Genomic DNA, 21,168 nt, shown 5'->3' on the forward strand with positions numbered 1-21,168 from the left:
TCTTGCATAATAAATAACGGCAAGCATGCACTTGGAGGTTATTATGGAAAAACCAAAGTATAATCGTATCGTATTAAAGCTTAGCGGAGAAGCCCTTGCGGGTGAACAGGGAAACGGCATCAACCCGACCGTGATCCAGTCCATCGCCAAACAGGTGAAAGAAATCGCCGAGCTTGATGTTGAAGTGGCGGTCGTCGTCGGCGGCGGCAACCTGTGGCGCGGAAAAACGGGCAGCGATCTCGGAATGGACCGCGCAACAGCGGACTACATGGGAATGCTTGCAACGGTTATGAATTCCCTTGCGCTGCAAGACAGCCTTGAAACGCTCGGGATTCAGTCAAGAGTTCAGACATCCATCGAAATGAGGCAGGTCGCTGAGCCATACATAAGAAGAAAAGCGATTCGCCATCTTGAAAAGAAGCGCGTCGTTATCTTCGCTGCCGGTACAGGCAATCCATATTTCTCAACGGATACGACAGCAGCGCTCAGAGCGGCTGAAATCGAAGCCGACGTCATCTTAATGGCCAAAAATAATGTCGACGGTGTATACAATGCCGATCCTAGAACTGACGAAACAGCCGTAAAATATGAAAAATTGTCTTATCTCGATGTGTTGAAAGACGGTTTGGCTGTCATGGATTCAACCGCTTCTTCACTTTGCATGGATAACGACATCCCGCTGATCGTCTTTTCTATTATGGAAGAAGGAAATATTAAAAGAGCCGTTTTAGGCGAACAAATCGGTACAATCGTAAGGGGGAAATAACGTGTCAACTCAAGTGATGAATGAAACAAAAGAACGGATGCAAAAAGCGATAAGCGCTTATCAGCGCGAATTGGCCACTGTCCGCGCAGGACGTGCAAATCCGTCATTGCTGGACAAAGTGGCAGTTGAGTATTACGGAGCGCAGACGCCTTTAAACCAGATTGCGTCCATTACAGTTCCAGAAGCGCGCATGCTCGTCATCACACCATATGACAAAACGGCGCTCGGCGATATCGAAAAAGCGATTCAAAAAGCCGACCTCGGTGTAACTCCGTCAAACGACGGCAATATCATCCGGATCACGATCCCTCCTCTAACTGAGGAGCGCAGAAAAGAGCTTGCCAAACTCGTGAAAAAATATTCGGAAGATGCCAAAGTCGCGGTCCGCAACATCCGCCGCGATGCAAATGACGATCTGAAAAAACTAGAGAAAAATGGTGAAATGACTGAGGATGAATTGCGCTCTTCAACGGAAGACGTACAAAAGCTGACAGATGAATATGTGTCAAAAATTGATGAGATCACAAAAGATAAAGAGAAAGAAATCATGGAAGTTTAATGAAAAACTCTGTACAATAGATAATAGTGAAAAGACCCTCTCATGTTTACAGGGGGTTTTTTTGTTAATACTGTTGTTATCTAGAACGATATAACAGGAAAGCAACCTTTTGGGTGATGGAGGACTCTCATGCTCAATATACTCAAAAATTGGAAGAATCAGCATTCGGCTGCTTCCAACATGGAATGTTACACAAAAGAAAATATTTTAAAAGGAGAAATTCCTGAACATATCGCCATTATTATGGACGGAAACGGCCGCTGGGCAAAGAAGCGGGCGATGCCCCGCATCGCGGGTCATCACGAAGGCATGAAAGTGGTCAGACAGACGACAAAGCTTGCCAATGAGCTCGGTGTCAAAGCGTTGACGCTGTATGCCTTTTCGACGGAAAATTGGAAGCGTCCAAAGCTTGAGGTTGACTTTCTGATGAAGCTGCCTGAAGAGTTTCTGGGAACGTATCTCCCGGAGCTGGTCGAAGAAAATGTCCGGGTCCGCATGACAGGCGATAGGGAAGGACTGCCGCCCCACACGATCCGCGCGGTTGAAAAAGCCATCCGTGATACGGAGAACAATGATGGACTTATTCTTAATTTTGCATTGAATTACGGGGGACGTGCAGAAATCGTCAGAGCCGCAAAGAAAATTGCCGAAGAAGCCAAAAAAGGCACATTGAATACCGAGGAAATCGACGAAAAGCTATTTTCCGATTATTTAATGACAGAAACTTTGCAGGACCCTGATTTGCTGATTCGCACAAGCGGCGAGATCAGGCTGAGCAACTTCATGCTTTGGCAGCTTGCCTACAGCGAATTTTTATTTACCGATGTATTGTGGCCTGATTTTAAAGACGTTCACTTGCTTCAGGCTATCGGAGAATATCAGCGTCGCGGGAGAAGGTTTGGCGGAATTTAGAGGATGGTGCAGATGAAACAGAGAATATTGACGGGTGTGATCGCGGCAGCGGTTTTTCTGCCGCTCGTGATTTTCGGCGAGCTGCCGTTCGCCCTGCTAGTTTATGCAATAGGTATACTTGCTCTATTTGAACTTTTAAGAATGAAAGGCCTGAAGCTGATCAGCGCTCCGGGTATCATCAGCATGCTGCTGTTGGCGGTTTTGCTGTGTCCAAGCCAATACGCGGAAGACGCTGGGCTGGGTATAACCAAAGGGGAGGTCGTCTTTTTGGCGGTCCTTTTGCTTTTGGCATATACGGTGCTCAGCAAAAACTCGTTTACTTTTGACGAAGCGGCATTCGTGGCGCTGGCAGCAGTTTATATCGGATTCGGGTTTTATTACTTTATTGAAATCAGAAACATCGGACTCAGCTATGTCTTTTTTGCGATCGGCGTCGTCTGGTCAACAGATTCCGGCGCTTATTTTATCGGAAAGGCGTTTGGAAAGCGGAAGCTCTGGCCTGAAATCAGCCCTAACAAAACGGTAGAAGGCTTTTGGGGCGGAATTTTGACAGCGGTCGTTTTTTCCGCGATTTATCAGGCCGCCACAGGTTTTCCGCACGCTTATCTGTTTGTGCTGATCATTACCGTGCTTTTGTCAATCGTCGGTCAGATCGGCGATTTGGCCGAGTCTGCGTTCAAAAGGCATTACCAGGTGAAAGACTCGGGCCGGATCCTCCCGGGACACGGCGGAATGCTGGACCGCTTTGACAGCTTTTTATTTGTCATGCCGGTTCTGTACTTCCTGCTTGTTCTTTTTCAGCCGTTCGGGCTATGATAGAAAAGGGTACTGATAGCTAGAAAGAAACAGAGGTGCGGCAATTTTGAAGAACATATGTCTATTGGGAGCGACAGGCTCCATAGGAGAACAGACGCTTGATGTCATCAAAGCGCATGACGATAAGTTTCGGCTGACCGCCATGACTTTCGGCAAAAACGCCGAAAAAGCGGCAGAAATCATTGAAACCTTTAAACCGAAGTATGTAGGCGTTGGGGATGAGCATACATATGAAACATTAAAACAGCATTCTTTCTCCTACACCTTTAAAACAGGGATCGGGGAGGAAGCTTTAATCGAAGCGGCCGTTATCCCGGAAGCGGATATCGTCGTCAATGCTCTCGTCGGCAGCGTCGGTCTTCTTCCGACTTTAAAGGCGATGGAGCATAAAAAAACAATTGCGCTTGCAAATAAGGAAACTCTCGTGACAGCCGGTCATATAGTGAAAGAACACGCCCAAAAATACGATGTCCCGCTCCTGCCCGTCGACAGCGAACATTCCGCGATTTTCCAGGCCCTTCAGGGGGAAAATCCGAAGCATATCAAACGGCTGATCGTCACGGCTTCAGGCGGCAGCTTCAGGGACAGAACAAGGCGGGAACTTGAAGGCGTCACAGTGGAAGAAGCCCTCAATCATCCAAATTGGTCGATGGGTGCAAAAATCACGATCGATTCGGCTACAATGATGAATAAAGGACTCGAGGTTATTGAAGCCCACTGGCTGTTTGATCTGCCCTATGACCAGATCGATGTCCTCCTTCACAAAGAAAGCATTATTCATTCAATGGTTGAATTCCACGACCGCAGCGTCATCGCCCAGCTTGGCACACCTGATATGAGAGTGCCGATTCAATATGCGCTCAGCCATCCGGAACGCCTGCCGTTTAATGAAGCAAAATCCCTCGATCTCTGGGAAGTCGGACAGCTGAATTTTGCCCAAGCTGATTTTGAAAGGTTCCGCTGCTTACAATTCGCTTATGAATCAGGTAAAATAGGCGGTACAATGCCGACTGTTTTAAACGCGGCCAACGAGGAAGCCGTTGCGGCATTTCTTTCGGGCAGGATTTCCTTTCTCGGAATAGAAGACATCATTGAAAAGGCTTTGGAACGCCATCAGGTGATCGCAAAGCCGAGCCTTCAAGAGATCCGTGAAGTGGACAAAGACGCCAGAAAGTTTGTCCAAACATTACTCACATAAGGTGGTATGTTCGTGAATACTGTGATCGCGTTTATTCTTATTTTTGGAACGCTCGTATTTTTCCATGAGCTTGGTCATCTCATCCTTGCTCAAAGAGCCGGAATACTGTGCCGGGAGTTTGCTATCGGCTTCGGTCCGAAAATCTTTTCGTTTAAGAAAAATGAGACCGTTTATACGATCAGGCTTCTTCCGATCGGCGGCTTTGTCAGAATGGCCGGCGAAGATCCTGAGATGATTGAAGTGAAGCCCGGTTATACGGTCGGGCTGTTGTTCGACAGCGAAAACAAGGTCGAAAAGATCATTATCAACCAAAAAGAAAAGTATCCCGACGCATTGGTCATTGAAGTGGAGCAGGCCGACCTGGAGCACCAGATGAGGATTACGGGCTATGAGCACGGCAATGAAGATCATCTCTCTTCATTTTCTGTCAGTGAAACGTCCTTTTTCATCGTAGACGGGGAAGAAGTCCAGATCGCTCCTTACAACCGCCAATTTCATTCGAAAACGGTTTGGCAGCGCATCAAAGCGATTGCTGCCGGACCGATCATGAACTTTATTTTGGCTTATGTCATACTCGTGATGCTCGGACTGATGCAGGGAGTGCCGTCTGACGAGCCGGTGCTCGGCAAGTTGATAGACAACGGACGGGCGGCGGAAGCAGGCCTCCAGGAGGGAGACCGCATTCAAACGATCAACGGGGAGAACATGAGGTCGTGGACGGATATTGTCAACACGGTCAGAGAACACCCTGAAAAAGAACTGAAAATCGTTTTGATGCGCGACAATGTCAAGCTGACGAAATACGTAACACCTGAAGCTGTCAAGGCAGGGGATGAAACCGTCGGCAGATTCGGCGCTTACAATCCTGTGAAAACAGGCGTTCTGACATCGATTTCCTACGGTGCGACCGAAACGGCGACAGTGGCCCAGAGCATCGTCACCAATCTCGGAAAGCTCGTCACAGGACAATTCTCAATCGACATGCTGGCCGGTCCTGTCGGCATTTATGACATGACAGACCAAGTGGCCAAGACAGGCGTTATCAACCTGCTGAAGCTGGCCGCATTTTTAAGCATCAACCTCGGGATCGTCAACCTTCTGCCAATCCCTGCGCTGGACGGCGGAAGACTGTTGTTCCTGTTTATTGAAGCGATCCGCGGGAAGCCGATCAACCGCGAAAAAGAAGCGTTTGTCGTCTTTATCGGCGTCGCATTTTTGATGCTCCTAATGCTTGTCGTCACATGGAACGATATCCAGCGCTTATTTCTGTAAAACCAATCGCCTTTTTTAAGTGCAGCCAAGCCTTTTAAAAGGCTCTTTTTTAGGGACACCGTTCCCGACTCAAAAAAGTAACCAACTGAAACAAATGAGGTGCGAATGAATGAGACAGAGCAGGACTTTAATTCCTACGCTCCGCGAAGTGCCGGCTGATGCTGAAGCGAAAAGCCATCAGCTTCTTCTCAGAGCAGGGTTTATCAGACAAAACACAAGCGGTGTATACAGCTATATGCCTCTTGCCAATAAAGTCATTCATAAAATCCAGAGCATTGTCCGCGAAGAAATGGAGAAAATCAATGCCGTCGAAATGCTGATGCCGGCGCTCCAGCAGGCGGAAACTTGGCAGGAATCGGGAAGATGGTATACGTACGGTCCTGAGCTCATGAGGCTGAAAGACCGCCACGGCCGTGAATTTGCCCTAGGCGCAACACACGAAGAGGTCATCACAAGCATCGTCAGAGATGAAGTGAAATCGTACAAGCGCCTTCCGCTGACCCTTTACCAGATCCAATCGAAGTTCCGCGATGAAAAGCGCCCGCGCTTCGGTCTGTTGAGAGGCCGGGAATTCATCATGAAGGATGCGTATTCCTTCCATTCCTCCGCCGAAAGCCTTGATGAAACGTACAATGATATGTATCAGGCGTATACGAATGTGTTTACGCGCTGCGGCCTGAATTTCAGACCGGTCATTGCAGACTCAGGCGCGATGGGCGGAAAGGATACCCATGAATTTATGGCATTGTCCGATGTCGGTGAGGATACAATTGCGTATTCTGATCAGTCTTCATACGCCGCCAACATTGAAATGGCTGAAGTGAAGGAAACAGATGCCGGCGAGCAGGCAGAAATGAAAGAGCTGCAGGAAGTCCACACACCTTCGGTCAAAACGATCGAAGAGGTTGCCGCATTTCTTGGCATATCCCCGTCAGACTGCATTAAATCAATGCTGATGAAAGCAGACGGACGTTTTGTCCTCGTCTTGACGAGAGGGGATCACGAAGTCAATGATGTTAAGGTGAAAAACCTGCTTCAAGCAGAAATAATCGAATTCGCGAGCGCCGAAGAGGTTGCAGAGATAACAGGCACTGAACCCGGTTTTGTCGGACCGGTGGGGCTCGACCGCGAAATCGAAATCTTTGCAGACTTTGCTGTGAAGGCGATGGCAAACGCAGCAGCTGGAGCGAATAAAACAGATTACCATTATCAAAACGTGAATATCAGCCGGGATGCGCACAATGTGACATTCGCCGATCTCCGCTTTATCCAGGAAGGAGACCCTTCACCGGATGGAAAAGGAACGATCCGTTTTGCAAAAGGAATCGAAGTCGGACAAGTCTTTAAGCTCGGCACCCGCTATTCTGAAGCGATGGACGCCACATACCTTGATGAAAACGGACGCGCTCAGCCGATGCTGATGGGCTGCTATGGAATCGGGATTTCCCGGACGCTTTCGGCCATCGTTGAGCAGCATCATGACGATAAAGGCTTGATCTGGCCGCTGGAAGTGACGCCGTATGACCTGCATATCCTCGCGCTTAATATGAAAAATGACGCGCAAGTTCAGCTTGCCGAAAAGCTGTATGAAGAATTTAAAGCGAACGGCTATGACGTACTGTTTGATGACCGTGCCGAACGGGCCGGCGTTAAATTTGCAGATTCCGATTTGATCGGTCTGCCGATCCGCATCACGGTCGGAAAAAGAGCTGACGAAGGCGTTGTCGAAGTGAAGATCCGCAAAACCGGAGAATCCTTTGAAATCGCTGCTGATGAGCTGTTTGACTTTATCGAAAAACAAGTCAAGAGCTTATCTTCTCACTCTTAAAACATGGTAAACTAGAGTAAAGGAAGGTACCTCGGGAATCGTCCCAAGGTACCTTCAATTATGATTTTCTTTTAGGGAGGAATCTGTCTTGGAAGACCAGCTTTCTGTCAACAGAAGACAGTTTCAAATTCTTCTGCAGCAGCTGAATGTAACGGAAGATACGATGATCCGCCACCTTGAAGGCGGACAAATCATAAAGCTGACCGTTCATAAAAACAAGAAGACATGGCACTTTCACTTTAAATTGAGAAATGTGCTGCCTTATCAAATCTTCGAACGGTTTCACAGCCAGCTGACCCGCACCTTTTCCCATATCGCCCAGGTCACCTGTTCCATCGAGGCGGAAAACCCTTCGATTGACGAGCAGCTTGTTCAGGATTACTGGACGCGCTGCATTCAGGAACTCGATGGTATTTCTCCGCCGATCTTGGCGCTTTTGAACGACCAAAAGCCCAAGCTTACGGGAAACAAAATCCTGCTTAAAACGAAAACAGATACAGAAGCGTCCGCTTTAAAAAAGAAATACAGCTCGCTCATCCAGTCAAGCTACCGCACATTCGGCTTTCCTGAGCTCCAGCTGGACACAGAAATTTTTGTATCAGATCAAGAGATTCAGAAATTCAGAGAGCAAAAAATGGCCGAAGATCAAGAGAGGGCCCTTCAGGCTTTAATCGAAATGGAGAAGCAGGATAAGGAAGCACAAGACGATGAAGCGCCGGCAGGCCCTCTTCAGATCGGCTACCAGATTAAAGACTCTGAAGAAATCAGAACGCTTGACAGCATCATGGATGAAGAGCGGAGAATTACGGTGCAAGGCTATGTATTCGACGCTGAAACAAGAGAGCTGAAAAGCGGCAGAACGCTTTGCATCTTTAAAATAACCGACTATACAAACAGCATTCTCGTCAAAATGTTCGCCCGCGAAAAAGAAGACGCTGTATTGATGAAGTCCCTGAAAAAAGGGATGTGGGTCAAGGCGAGAGGAAGCATACAAAACGATACATTCGTCCGCGATTTGGTGATGATCGCCAACGATGTCAATGAAATCAAAGCGAAAACCCGTGAGGATACAGCGCCAGAGGACGAAAAACGAGTCGAGCTCCACCTCCATTCACCAATGAGCCAGATGGATGCCGTATCAAGCATCGGCAAGCTTGTCGAACAGGCGAAAAAATGGGGGCACCCGGCTATCGCGCTCACTGACCATGCCGTAGTCCAATCGTTTCCGGATGCATTCGCGGCAAGCAAAAAGCATGGCGTGAAAATGATCTACGGACTTGAAGCCAACCTCGTCGACGACGGCGTGCCGATTGCCTACAATCCCGTGCACCGTCTGCTTGAAGAGGAAACATATGTCGTGTTCGACGTCGAGACGACGGGGCTGTCTGCCGTCTATGATACAATCATCGAGCTGGCCGCCGTTAAAGTAAAAGGCGGGGAAATCATCGAACGCTTTGAAAGGTTTGCCAACCCGCATCGACCTTTATCGGCTACGATCATCGAGCTGACGGGGATTACCGATGATATGCTGAAAGATGCGCCCGAAGTCGAAGAGGTCATCCGCGATTTTAAAGAATGGGTCGGTGATCACACGCTTGTCGCTCACAATGCAAGCTTTGACATCGGCTTCATCAATGTCGCCTATAAGCGCCTGCTGAATTCGGAGAAAGTGCAGAACCCGGTCATTGACACGCTTGAGCTGGGCCGTTTTCTTTATCCGGAATTCAAAAACCACAGGCTGAATACGCTTTGTAAAAAGTTTGACATCGAGCTCACCCAGCATCACAGGGCGATTTATGATACCGAAGCGACGGGTTATCTCCTTGTGAAAATGCTGAAAGATGCGGCCGAAAAAAATATCCTGTACCACGATCAGCTGAATGAAAATATGGGGCAGTCCAATGCCTATCAGCGTTCAAGGCCATATCACGCGACACTTTTGGCGGTTAATGAGACAGGCTTGAAAAACCTTTTCAAACTTGTTTCGCTGTCGCATATCCATTATTTTTACAGGGTGCCGAGGATCCCAAGGTCACAGCTTGAAAAGTACAGAGAAGGGCTTTTAATCGGTTCGGCGTGCGACAAAGGCGAAGTATTTGAAGGCATGATGCAGAAATCGCCGGAAGAAGTTGAAGACATCGCTTCATTTTATGACTACCTTGAAGTCATGCCGCCTGAAGTCTACCGGCACCTGCTTCAGCTCGAACTCGTCAGGGATGAAAAAGCGTTAAAAGAAATCATCGCCAACATCACAAAGCTCGGCGAGAAGCTGAATATCCCAGTAGTAGCAACTGGAAATGTCCATTATCTGAACCCTGAGGACAAAATTTACCGGAAGATTCTAGTTTCCTCGCAAGGCGGCGCAAATCCGCTCAACAGGCACGAGCTGCCGAACGTTCATTTCCGTTCGACGGATGAAATGCTTGAGGCCTTTTCATTTTTGGGTGAGGAAAAAGCGAAAGAAATCGTTGTCAAGAACACCCGCATGATCAGCGAGCGAATCGAAGAAATCAAGCCGATCAAAGACGATCTTTACACACCGAAGATCGAAGGCGCAGATGACGAAATCCGCCGCATGAGCTATGAGAAAGCAAGAAGCATTTACGGCGAGGACCTGCCCGAAATCGTCGAAAAACGGATCGAAAAAGAGCTGAAAAGCATAATCGGCCACGGATTCGCCGTCATCTATCTGATCTCTCATAAGCTTGTAAAACGCTCCCTTGATGACGGCTATCTCGTCGGTTCGAGGGGATCGGTCGGTTCTTCCCTTGTCGCAACATTGACGGAAATTACCGAGGTCAACCCGCTGCCGCCGCATTACGTCTGTCCGGATTGCCGCCATTCCGAGTTTTTCAACGACGGATCGGTCGGTTCGGGATTTGATTTGCCTGACAAAGACTGTCCGAAGTGCGGAGCGGCCTACAGAAAAGACGGCCACGACATTCCGTTTGAGACGTTCCTGGGGTTTAAAGGGGACAAGGTTCCTGATATCGACTTGAACTTCTCGGGCGAATACCAGCCGCATGCCCACAACTATACGAAAGTCCTGTTCGGAGAGGATAACGTCTACCGTGCGGGAACGATCGGAACAGTCGCCGAAAAAACGGCTTACGGGTATGTCAAAGGGTATGCAAACGACAACAATTTGCATATGCGCGGGGCGGAAATCGACCGACTTGTCCAAGGCTGTACAGGCGTCAAGCGGACTACAGGGCAGCACCCGGGCGGAATTATCGTTGTGCCGGATTATATGGATATTTACGACTTTTCACCAATCCAGTTTCCGGCGGATGCCACAGATTCCGAATGGAAGACGACGCATTTTGACTTCCATTCCATCCATGACAACCTTCTGAAGCTTGATATTCTCGGACACGATGATCCGACGGTCATCCGTATGCTCCAGGATCTTAGCGGGATTGATCCGAAAACGATTCCGACCGATGATCCTGAAGTGATGAAAATTTTCCAAGGGACAGAGTCTTTAGGGGTAACCGAGGAACAGATCGGCTGTAAAACCGGTACACTCGGCATCCCTGAATTCGGAACCCGCTTTGTCAGACAGATGCTTGAGGACACCAAGCCGACGACATTTTCCGAGCTCGTACAGATTTCCGGCCTGTCACACGGTACGGACGTATGGCTCGGCAACGCGCAGGAGCTGATTCACAACAATATTTGTGAACTGAGCGAAGTGATCGGCTGCCGTGATGACATTATGGTGTACTTAATCTACCAGGGGCTTGAGCCATCCCTCGCCTTTAAGATTATGGAGTTTGTCCGTAAAGGAAAGGGACTGACGCCTGAGTGGGAAGAAGAAATGAAGAATAATAATGTTCCGGACTGGTATATCGATTCCTGCAAAAAAATCAAATACATGTTCCCGAAAGCCCACGCTGCGGCATATGTTTTGATGGCGGTCAGGATCGCTTATTTTAAAGTCCATCATCCGCTGCTCTACTACGCAGCATACTTCACCGTGCGGGCCGACGACTTTGACATCGAAACGATGATCAAAGGATCGACAGCGATCAGAGCCGTCATGGATGATATCAACTCTAAAGGCCTTGACGCTTCTCCAAAAGAGAAAAGTTTGCTCACGGTGCTTGAGCTGGCGCTTGAAATGTGCGAAAGGGGCTTCTCTTTCCAAAAAGTCGATTTATACAGATCGAGCGCTTCAGAATTCATCATTGATGGAAACAGCTTGATTCCGCCGTTTAATTCAATACCGGGGCTTGGAACAAACGCCGCCTTGAATATTGTCAAAGCGAGGGAAGAAGGCGAATTTCTTTCCAAAGAAGATTTGCAAAAAAGAGGAAAGGTGTCAAAAACGATCATGGAATACTTGGAGCGCCACGGCTGTCTCGAGTCGCTTCCAGATCAGAACCAGCTGTCATTATTCTAGAAACTGCCTGCTTAAAGCAGGCAGTTTTTTTATCTGTTTTACGGCATAAAGAGCGTTTTTTCGGAATTGGGTGACAAATGCCAGGGGAGAAATGATCACAAAAAAATAAAGGGCTGTCAGATCTGTTGACAATAAATAAACATCAATGTTAGAATTTCCAAAATATAACACTTCGTTTGGAATGTGCTGTCTATTAGATTTCTACTCTCATAACTTAGTTTATTGAACAAATAAACTAAGTTACTTATCAAATTCCTCGCTTGCAGTCGTGTGCTGATTTAATGTGCAATCAATATCTTCGGTTTTTCAACTTTGGCCTTGTTTTGTTCGCCGGCAAATCTAAAAGGAGGTGAGCATGTTGTAGACAGATGGAGTTGCTTGATCTTAACGAACATGATGGGGAGGAAGCAGTACGTGAAACAGAAAGTATTTTTAAAAATGAAAGCGCTTTGTTTGGCACTTTTAGTGATCTTCTCTATGAGCATAGCGTCGTTTTCAGAAAAGACCCGTGCAGCTTCTGCTGAAGAATATCCTCATAATTATGCTGAACTGCTGCAAAAGTCTTTGTTATTTTATGAAGCACAGCGCTCGGGAAGACTTCCGGAAAACAGCCGGCTGAATTGGAGAGGAGACTCCGGGCTTGAGGACGGAAAAGACGTTGGCCTCGATTTAACGGGAGGGTGGTATGATGCCGGCGACCACGTGAAGTTCGGTCTGCCGATGGCTTATTCTGCCGCAATCCTGTCATGGTCGGTCTATGAGTACCGAGATGCCTACAAAGAATCGGGTCAGCTTGATGCGGCGCTGGACAATATTAAATGGGCGACAGACTACTTTCTTAAAGCCCATACGGCTCCTTATGAATTGTGGGGCCAAGTCGGAAATGGCGCTCTAGACCACGCATGGTGGGGGCCGGCCGAAGTAATGCCGATGAAGCGCCCTGCCTATAAGATCGATGCCGGCTGTCCGGGGTCAGACCTTGCTGGTGGTACAGCCGCAGCGCTAGCATCAGCATCAATTATTTTCAAGCCGACAGATTCTTCTTACTCTGAAAAATTACTGGCTCATGCCAAGCAATTGTATGATTTTGCCGACCGCTACCGCGGCAAATATTCAGACTGCATTACAGACGCACAGCAATATTATAATTCGTGGAGCGGGTATAAAGATGAACTGACATGGGGAGCTGTCTGGCTCTACTTGGCAACAGAAGAACAACAATATTTGGATAAAGCCCTTGCTTCGGTCTCAGATTGGGGCGATCCCGCAAACTGGCCTTACCGCTGGACGCTTTCCTGGGATGACGTCACTTACGGAGCACAGCTGCTGCTCGCTCGTCTGACAAACGATTCCCGTTTTGTCAAATCTGTCGAACGCAATCTTGATTATTGGTCGACAGGCTACAGTCATAATGGAAGCATAGAACGGATCACGTATACGCCGGGCGGTTTGGCCTGGCTTGAGCAGTGGGGATCATTGCGATACGCTTCGAATGCCGCTTTTCTCGCTTTCGTTTATTCCGATTGGGTGGATACAGAAAAAGCGAAAAGATATCGGGATTTTGCTGTTCGGCAAACGGAGTATATGCTAGGAGATAATCCGCAGCAGCGAAGCTTTGTCGTTGGATACGGTAAAAATCCGCCGAAACATCCGCATCACCGTACAGCACACGGTTCATGGGCCAATCAGATGAATGTGCCTGAAAACCATCGCCATACCCTATACGGCGCATTAGTCGGCGGTCCGGGAAGGGACGATTCGTACCGAGATGACATAACAGATTATGCGTCAAACGAAGTTGCGATCGATTATAATGCCGCTTTTACCGGCAACGTAGCGAAAATGTTTCAGCTGTTCGGGAAAGGCCATGTTCCGCTGCCTGATTTTCCGGAGAAGGAAACACCTGAGGACGAATATTTTGCAGAGGCATCAATCAACAGCTCCGGAAACAGCTATACTGAAATCCGGGCGCAGCTCAATAACCGTTCGGGATGGCCGGCAAAGAAAACCGATCAATTGTCTTTCCGCTACTACGTTGACTTGACGGAAGCTGTAGAAGCGGGATATTCCGCCGAAGATATAAAAGTCACAGCCGGCTATAACGAAGGGGCCTCGGTATCAGAGCTGAAGCCGCATGACGCTTCAAAGCACATTTACTATACAGAAGTCAGCTTCAGCGGGGTTTTGATTTATCCAGGCGGTCAATCCGCCCATAAAAAAGAAGTGCAGTTCCGCCTTTCGGCACCAGACGGAACGTCTTTTTGGAACCCGGAAAATGACCACTCTTATCAGGGTCTGTCACATGCGCTTCTGAAGACGCGGTATATTCCTGTTTATGATGATGGACGGCTCGTTTTCGGACATGAGCCCGGTTACTAGATATTGAACTTCAAGAGGAGGAACATCATGGATAATAAAACACGTTTTATGCAGCTGTATGAGCAAATTAAAAATCCGAACAACGGTTATTTCTCACCCGAAGGAATTCCCTATCACTCGGTTGAAACGCTCATATGTGAGGCGCCCGACTACGGTCATATGACGACATCTGAAGCGTACAGCTATTGGCTGTGGCTTGAAGCGATGTATGGCCGGTACACACAGGACTGGTCAAAGCTAGAAGCCGCCTGGGACAATATGGAGAAATATATTATCCCGGTCAATGAAGGAGACGGAAACGAAGAACAGCCGACCATGAACTACTACAACCCCTCAAGTCCAGCCACTTATGCTGCAGAACACCCCTACCCAGATCTGTACCCTTCAGCGCTGACCGGACAGTATCCGGCAGGAAATGACCCGCTCGATGCCGAGCTTAAAGCGACATATGGAAGCAACGAAACGTATTTAATGCATTGGCTGTTAGATGTTGACAACTGGTATGGCTTCGGAAATCTTCTGAACCCTTCGCACACTGCCGTTTATGTGAACACTTACCAGCGGGGCGAACAGGAATCCGTTTGGGAAACGGTTCCGCATCCGTCTCAGGATAATCAGACGTTCGGAAAACCGAATGAAGGTTTCATGAGCCTTTTTACAAAAGAAAATCAGGCTCCAGCACCGCAATGGCGCTACACCAATGCAACGGATGCAGATGCGCGCGCCGTTCAGGCGATGTTCTGGGCCAGGCAATGGGGCTACAGCAATACTAATTATTTAGAAAAAGCTAAAAAAATGGGGGACTTTCTCCGTTACGGCATGTATGACAAATACTTTCAAGAGATTGGAAGTGCCGCTGACGGCTCGCCTTCCCGCGGTGCTGGAAAAAATGCATGTCATTATTTAATGGCGTGGTACACCGCTTGGGGAGGCGGATTGGGACAGTATGCAAACTGGGCGTGGCGGATCGGTGCGAGCCATGTGCATCAAGGTTATCAAAACCCTGTTGCCTCTTATGCACTGTCAACGGCTGAAGGCGGATTGATTCCAAATTCATCCACAGCGCGAAGCGATTGGGAAAAGGCGCTGAAAAGGCAGCTAGAACTTTACACATGGCTGCTTTCTTCAGAAGGAGCCGTTGCCGGCGGCGCCACGAACAGCTGGAACGGCAACTACAGCGCATATCCGCAGAATGTCAGCACATTTTACGAAATGGCCTACACAGAAGCGCCTGTATATCACGATCCCCCTTCTAACAATTGGTTCGGGATGCAAGTCTGGCCGCTGGAAAGGGTGGCGGAACTGTATTATATTTTCGCAGAGAAAGGTGACAAATCGTCTGAAAACTTCCACATGGCAAAGCATGTGATTGAAAAATGGATCGCATATTCACTTGATTATGTGTTTGTGGGCGAACGGCCGGTTACTGACGAAGAAGGCTATTATTTAAATGATGCGGGAGAACGCGTCCTTGGCGGCCAAAACCCGCAGATCGCCGTACAATCCGACCCAGGCGAGTTTTGGATTCCGGCAAACCTTGAATGGAGCGGCCAGCCTGATCCGTGGAAGGGATTTGATTCATTTACCGGAAATCCGGGACTGCATGTCACGACGAAGAATCCTTCTCAAGATGTCGGCGTTCTCGGCAGCTATATTAAAACGCTCGTCTTCTTTGCGGCCGGAACAAAAGCCGAAACCGGCGGCTTTACCGCTCTTGGAAACAAAGCCAAAAATCTGGCAAAAGAACTGCTTGATGCAGCATGGAGTAAAAATGACGGAATCGGTATCGCAGCAGAGGAAGAACATGAAGATTATATCCGCTACTTTACGAAGGAAATCTACTTTCCGAATGGCTGGAGCGGCAGAAACGGGCAGGGCAATACCATCCCTGGCCCCAACACTGTGCCGTCTGATCCGGCAAAAGGCGGTAACGGCGTCTATATCAGTCATGCGGAGCTCCGGCCGAAAATTAAAAATGATCCGATGTGGCCTTATTTGGAAAACAAATATCAGACCTCGTGGAATCCGAATACGGGCAAATGGGAAAACGGACTGCCGACCTTTGTATATCACCGTTTCTGGTCTCAGGTCGATATGGCGACAGCTTATGCTGAGTATGACCGTTTAATCGGAAATGCATAACAATCAATAGGAGAATATTAGATGCGCTTGGCCGTTTGGGCAAAGGCGGCGTTCAGCCGCCTTCTTTTTTAAAGGCAGGATTTAGGATTTTAGCGAGTGTTTTACACGATTATCTAAAAAGGAGATCAAAAGTTTGAGAGAAAAATGGTTAGCCTTATGTTTAAAGTCGATCATTCTGTTCGTTTTGATCATGGGAACCGTTCTTTTATCCGCAGTTCCGAAAGCTTCGGGAACAAGCGGGCCAGCAAAGCAAGAAAAGCAGAGCATCATCACCCCGGCTGATCTTTTGGAAAACATGAGCCCTGGATGGAACCTTGGCAACACGCTGGATGCTGTTCCGACAGAAGGCTCTTGGAACAATCCGCCGGTTCGCGAGCATACTTTTGATGATATTCGCGATGCGGGGTTTAAAAGCGTCCGGATTCCGGTGACATGGGATTCCCACATCGGCAGCGCTCCAGAGTATCCGATCGATACCGATTGGATGAACCGGGTAGAAGAAGTGACAGATTGGGCTTTGGAAAGAGAGTTTTACGTCGTGTTAAATATTCACCACGATTCTTGGCTATGGATCAGCCGGATGGGAAACAGCCAGCAGGAGACATTAGATAAGCTGGGGAAAGTCTGGAAGCAGATTGCCGAGCGCTTCAAAAACAAAAGTGAACGCCTCCTGTTTGAAATTGTCAATGAGCCGACCGGAATGAGCGCATATCAAATGAATCTGCTTAACCGAGAGATGCTGAACATCATCCGTTCGACCGGCGGCAAAAACGGCCAGCGGCTCGTAATCGTCGGGGGGCTTGAAGATAACAAAGATGAATTGCTTCATTCATTTGAACCGCCTGATGATGACCGGATTGTCCTCACATATCACTACTATTCTCCTTGGGATTACGTATCAAACTGGTGGGGCCGGACGACTTGGGGATCGGCAGCCGAAATCTCCGAGATGGAGGAGGATATCAAACCGGTTTATGAAAAATTTGTAAGGGAAGGATACCCGGTTATCATCGGTGAATACGGTACCCTCGGCGCCAATGAAAAGCATTCAAAATGGCTCTATCATGATACGTTTGTCCGCCTTGCCCACAAATATCAAATGGTCCCGATGTGGTGGGACAACGGGAATGACCAGTTTGACCGGGCTGAGAGACAGTGGCGTGATCCTGTTGTTAAAGAGATTGTCATTCAGGCGGGACGCGGCGTTCCCAATGCGATCATCAAACCGGCAGATCTTTTTATCAAAAAAGGTCAAAGCATCAGCGATCAGACGGTGGACATTCAGCTGAACGGCAATGTGCTGACTGGCATTTATCAGAAATCTGAACCATTAAAGGAAGGCAGTGATTATACAGTTGACAATGCCGGAAAAACGGTCTCTATTAAGGCATCCTGCTTGGCAAAGCTGCTGAACGGGGCGGGGCAGCCTGGGGTAAAAGCGCAGCTCACTTTTACGTTTCATAAAGGAGCCAGCCAGGTTATGGATATCATTCTTTATGATGACCCGAAGCTTGAAAAAAGCGAATTCACCATCAGTCAATCGGCAATCAGCGGTGATCTCAAAATCCCGGCGTCACTGAACGGAACGAAGCTGGCCACGGTTAAAGGAGTCGTCGATTCTACAGGAAGGCCGGTTCTTGAAGAAGTATGGTCATGGACGCCCTACTTGAACTATGACGAAGATTTTTACGAAAAAGACGGGGATTTGTATTTGAAAGAGCGGGTTTTAAAGTATTTGAAAAGCGATTCCACCTTTACATTTGAACTGTGGCCGAAAGGCGTGGAGGCGGTCGTGAAGGTGAAAATCACGCCTTGAACGGCCGGCTATCCTCTCAATGACGCCGTCCATGCATCCTCTTTATGAAAGCAGGGAAAAATAATGATGACGAAAAAGGGTTTATTGACAGTGCTGATGCCGTTTTTGCTTGCACTTTCCGCCATTCAGTTTGGCAATCCCCGGCCTGCACTAGCCGCGTCTCCTTTTGTTGAGACAGCCGGAACATCGTTCACTTTAAATGGGAAAGAATTTTATTTTGCCGGGACGAATAACTATTATTTTCATTATAAATCTAAAAAAATGGTCGATGATGTGTTCGAAGATATGAAAGCGATGAATTTGAAAGTGATCCGCATCTGGGGATTTCTTGACGGCCAGCCGCAGGAAAATACAGTCATGCAGCCAAGGCCGGGCATATATGATGAATCAGGCTTTTCAAAGCTTGACTATGCCATTTATAAAGCGGGGCAGACAGGGATAAAACTAGTCATCCCTTTTGTGAACAACTGGGATGATTTCGGCGGAATGAATCAATATGTCAGGTGGTTTCAGGCGGATGGACATGACGCCTTTTATACTCATCCGGACATTAAAGAGGCGTATAAAAATTATGTATCCTATATGCTGAACCGAGTCAACACATATAATGGCGTCAAATATAAAGATGATCCCGCGATTATGGCGTGGGAGCTTGCCAATGAACCGAGGGTCCAGTCTGACAGGACCGGAAATACACTTGTCGAATGGGCGGATGAGATGAGCGAATTTATTAAATCCATTGATCAGAACCATCTTGTAGCGGTTGGAGATGAAGGATTTTATCATATAGAAGGGCACCCTGATTGGCATTACAACGGCGGAGAGGGTGTGGATTGGAAAAGGCTGACCGCTCTGAAGCATATTGATTACGGCACATATCACCTCTATCCGGATCATTGGGGCAAAACGGCCGAGTGGGGGAATCAGTGGATCACAGACCATATTTGCGATGGAAAAGAAATCGGCAAGCCGGTCGTTTTAGAAGAGTACGGCTATCAGGATAAGTCCAGAAGGGACTACGTCTACAGAACCTGGCTTGAACTCATAGAAAAGCAGAGCGGTGCGGGCAGCCAATTTTGGATTTTGACCGGCATTCAGGATGACGGGACCCTTTATCCGGACTATGACGGTTTTCGGATCGTTTATCCGAGCTCTGCCGCTTCTGTCATTTCAGAGCACGCGGAGCGGATGAATGAAAAATCAGCCGCTTCCGAAATGCTTCAGACTAAACGCTGTCATGATTTGCAATAAAAATATGGTTATGGTATAGTTTTATTGGAAATGCTAACGATAGCCGAGGCGAAGAGTGGGGAAACCCGCTCTTTTGTATTGAACAGGCAATTTTGTCTCGACATGTTCATCGTTTTTTCTAAAATCCCCTGCTTTTGAAGCAGGGTTTTTACGAGGGAGCTGATGAATGGGAGCCTGCACAAGGAGGAAAAGTATGAGTAACAAAGTGATCGATACCGTCAGCGAAATGGTCCAGCCTATACTAGACAATCTTCAGCTTGAGCTCGTTGACATCGAATTTGTCAAGGAAGGCCAGAGCTGGTTTCTTCGCGTGTTTATTGATTCAGATGACGGCGTAGACATCGAGGAATGTGCCAAGGTTAGCGAAGCTCTTAGTGAAAAGCTCGATGAGGCTGATCCGATCAAGCAAAACTATTTTCTTGAAGTATCGTCCCCGGGAGCTGAGAGGCCTTTAAAGAAAGAAGCCGATTTCATGAAGGCGCTCGGAAAAAACGTATATATTAAAACGTACGAACCTATTGAAGGCAATAAAGAGTTTGAAGGCGAGCTTTCCGCATTTGACGGTGAAAACGTGGAGGTCACGGTGATGATCAAAACGCGCCGGAAAACGATCAATATTCCATATGACAAAGTAGCCAAAGCGAGGCTGGCTGTTTCGTTCAATTAATTTTTGACTGTTTAAGGGGGAAACCATAAACATGAGTAGTGAGTTGTTAGATGCCCTGACTGTTCTTGAAAAAGAAAAGGGAATCAGTAAGGACATTATTATTGAAGCAATTGAAGCTGCGCTCATTTCCGCTTATAAGCGGAACTTCAACCAGGCGCAGAACGTCAGGGTAGATTTAAACCGCGACACCGGTTCAATCCGCGTTTTCGCCCGCAAAGATGTCGTGGATGAAGTGTATGATCCGCGCCTTGAAATCTCGATTGAAGATGCCGTAAACATCAATCCGAACTACATTGTCGGAGATGTCGTGGAAATCGAAGTGACGCCGAAAGATTTCGGCCGCATCGCTGCCCAGACGGCAAAGCAGGTCGTGACCCAGCGCGTCCGCGAAGCGGAGCGCGGCGTCATCTATTCTGAATTCATCGACCGCGAGGAAGATATCATGACAGGCATCGTCCAGCGGATCGACAATAAGTTCATCTATGTCTCTTTAGGAAAAATCGAGGCGCTTCTCCCGGTTGCAGAACAGATGCCGAATGAAGTCTACAAGCCTCATGACCGGATCAAGGTGTTCATTACAAAAGTCGAAAAAACGACGAAGGGTCCGCAGATTTACGTTTCAAGAACTCATCCAGGTTTATTAAAGCGTCTCTTTGAAATCGAAGTGCCGGAAATTTACGATGGAACGGTCGAGCTCAAATCCGTGGCGAGAGAAGCGGGAGACCGCTCGAAGATTTCCGTCCGCACGGATAATCCCGACATCGATCCCGTCGGCGCCTGCGTCGGACCGAAGGGTCAGCGCGTTCAGGCGATCGTCAATGAATTGAAAGGCGAGAAAATTGATATTGTTCACTGGTCAAACGACCCGGTTGAATTTGTCGCCAATGCGCTGAGCCCTTCAAAAGTGCTCGACGTCATCGTCAATAAAGAGGATAAAGCGACAACGGTTGTCGTTCCTGACTATCAGCTGTCGCTCGCCATCGGAAAAAGAGGTCAAAACGCCCGCCTGGCAGCCAAGCTGACAAGCTGGAAGATCGATATTAAAAGCGAAACAGATGCAAGAGAGCTTGGAATTTATCCAAGGGAGCTTGAAGAAGAGGAGCCGGAAGAGCTTTTCTTGGAAAGCGAAACTCCAGAATCGGATGAATAAGAGGTGA

At 48.0% G+C, this 21,168-nt stretch carries 14 protein-coding genes; all 14 read left to right on the forward strand.

The features are described from left to right. Window positions 1-43: 43 nt before the first annotated feature. The 14 genes from pyrH to nusA all read left to right on the forward strand — a co-directional run bounded on the left by pyrH (window position 44) and on the right by nusA (window position 21,161). The gene (gene pyrH / locus H7F26_RS15675; RefSeq protein WP_009328506.1) at window positions 44-766 is read left to right on the forward strand and encodes a UMP kinase; all 723 of its coding nucleotides are present in this window, start codon (window positions 44-46) and stop codon (window positions 764-766) included. Window positions 767-782: 16 nt separating this feature from the next. After that, on the forward strand, window positions 783-1,325 hold the full coding sequence (gene frr, locus H7F26_RS15680; protein ID WP_202604249.1) for a ribosome recycling factor: 543 nt from the start codon (window positions 783-785) through the stop codon (window positions 1,323-1,325). Window positions 1,326-1,454: 129 nt separating this feature from the next. Next, entirely contained in the window at window positions 1,455-2,237 is a 783-nt protein-coding gene (locus tag H7F26_RS15685; protein ID WP_003181841.1) for an undecaprenyl pyrophosphate synthase, read from the forward strand. A gap of 12 nt (window positions 2,238-2,249) precedes the next feature. After that, window positions 2,250-3,053, forward strand: coding sequence for a phosphatidate cytidylyltransferase (locus H7F26_RS15690; protein WP_016885472.1), 804 nt, complete (start codon window positions 2,250-2,252; stop codon window positions 3,051-3,053). A gap of 46 nt (window positions 3,054-3,099) precedes the next feature. Further along, on the forward strand, window positions 3,100-4,251 hold the full coding sequence (gene dxr, locus H7F26_RS15695; RefSeq protein ID WP_003181846.1) for a 1-deoxy-D-xylulose-5-phosphate reductoisomerase: 1,152 nt from the start codon (window positions 3,100-3,102) through the stop codon (window positions 4,249-4,251). 6 nt (window positions 4,252-4,257) lie between these two features. Next, window positions 4,258-5,523 (forward strand): RIP metalloprotease RseP, encoded by a 1,266-nt coding sequence (gene rseP, locus H7F26_RS15700; protein ID WP_085959892.1) that lies wholly within the window; start codon window positions 4,258-4,260, stop codon window positions 5,521-5,523. Between the two features lie 109 nt (window positions 5,524-5,632). After that, complete coding sequence (locus H7F26_RS15705) at window positions 5,633-7,351, forward strand: proline--tRNA ligase (protein WP_003181850.1); 1,719 nt, start codon at window positions 5,633-5,635, stop codon at window positions 7,349-7,351. An 88-nt stretch (window positions 7,352-7,439) separates the two neighbouring features. Then, the gene (locus H7F26_RS15710) at window positions 7,440-11,756 is read left to right on the forward strand and encodes a PolC-type DNA polymerase III (protein WP_003181852.1); all 4,317 of its coding nucleotides are present in this window, start codon (window positions 7,440-7,442) and stop codon (window positions 11,754-11,756) included. Window positions 11,757-12,170: 414 nt separating this feature from the next. Beyond that, entirely contained in the window at window positions 12,171-14,135 is a 1,965-nt protein-coding gene (locus H7F26_RS15715) for a glycoside hydrolase family 9 protein (RefSeq protein ID WP_003181854.1), read from the forward strand. Window positions 14,136-14,162: 27 nt separating this feature from the next. Further along, window positions 14,163-16,277, forward strand: a complete 2,115-nt coding sequence (locus H7F26_RS15720; RefSeq protein ID WP_003181856.1) for a glycoside hydrolase family 48 protein — start codon at window positions 14,163-14,165, stop codon at window positions 16,275-16,277. 133 nt (window positions 16,278-16,410) lie between these two features. Continuing rightward, on the forward strand, window positions 16,411-18,093 hold the full coding sequence (locus H7F26_RS15725) for a cellulase family glycosylhydrolase (RefSeq protein WP_011197981.1): 1,683 nt from the start codon (window positions 16,411-16,413) through the stop codon (window positions 18,091-18,093). Window positions 18,094-18,156: 63 nt separating this feature from the next. Next, window positions 18,157-19,344, forward strand: a complete 1,188-nt coding sequence (locus tag H7F26_RS15730) for a glycoside hydrolase 5 family protein (protein WP_003181860.1) — start codon at window positions 18,157-18,159, stop codon at window positions 19,342-19,344. Window positions 19,345-19,537: 193 nt separating this feature from the next. Further along, complete coding sequence (gene rimP / locus H7F26_RS15735) at window positions 19,538-20,011, forward strand: ribosome maturation factor RimP (RefSeq protein WP_009328500.1); 474 nt, start codon at window positions 19,538-19,540, stop codon at window positions 20,009-20,011. A 31-nt stretch (window positions 20,012-20,042) separates the two neighbouring features. Then, window positions 20,043-21,161 (forward strand): transcription termination factor NusA, encoded by a 1,119-nt coding sequence (nusA, locus tag H7F26_RS15740; RefSeq protein ID WP_017474804.1) that lies wholly within the window; start codon window positions 20,043-20,045, stop codon window positions 21,159-21,161. Window positions 21,162-21,168 lie beyond the last annotated feature (7 nt).

The sequence above is a fragment of the Bacillus sp. PAMC28748 genome (assembly GCF_014250415.1).
In the GTDB taxonomy this organism is placed as follows: Bacteria; Bacillota; Bacilli; order Bacillales; family Bacillaceae; genus Bacillus; species Bacillus licheniformis.

Bases quoted from the DNA above. Each gene is read 5' to 3' on its own strand.
- H7F26_RS15690 (WP_016885472.1), top strand. From the start codon at position 2,250: ATGAAACAGAGAATATTGACGGGTGTGATCGCGGCAGCGGTTTTTCTG.
- H7F26_RS15720 (WP_003181856.1), top strand. From the start codon at position 14,163: ATGGATAATAAAACACGTTTTATGCAGCTGTATGAGCAAATTAAAAAT.
- rimP (WP_009328500.1), top strand. From the start codon at position 19,538: ATGAGTAACAAAGTGATCGATACCGTCAGCGAAATGGTCCAGCCTATA.
- H7F26_RS15685 (WP_003181841.1), top strand. From the start codon at position 1,455: ATGCTCAATATACTCAAAAATTGGAAGAATCAGCATTCGGCTGCTTCC.
- pyrH (WP_009328506.1), top strand. From the start codon at position 44: ATGGAAAAACCAAAGTATAATCGTATCGTATTAAAGCTTAGCGGAGAA.
- nusA (WP_017474804.1), top strand. From the start codon at position 20,043: ATGAGTAGTGAGTTGTTAGATGCCCTGACTGTTCTTGAAAAAGAAAAG.
- H7F26_RS15705 (WP_003181850.1), top strand. From the start codon at position 5,633: ATGAGACAGAGCAGGACTTTAATTCCTACGCTCCGCGAAGTGCCGGCT.
- frr (WP_202604249.1), top strand. From the start codon at position 783: ATGAATGAAACAAAAGAACGGATGCAAAAAGCGATAAGCGCTTATCAG.
- H7F26_RS15730 (WP_003181860.1), top strand. From the start codon at position 18,157: ATGATGACGAAAAAGGGTTTATTGACAGTGCTGATGCCGTTTTTGCTT.
- rseP (WP_085959892.1), top strand. From the start codon at position 4,258: ATGTTCGTGAATACTGTGATCGCGTTTATTCTTATTTTTGGAACGCTC.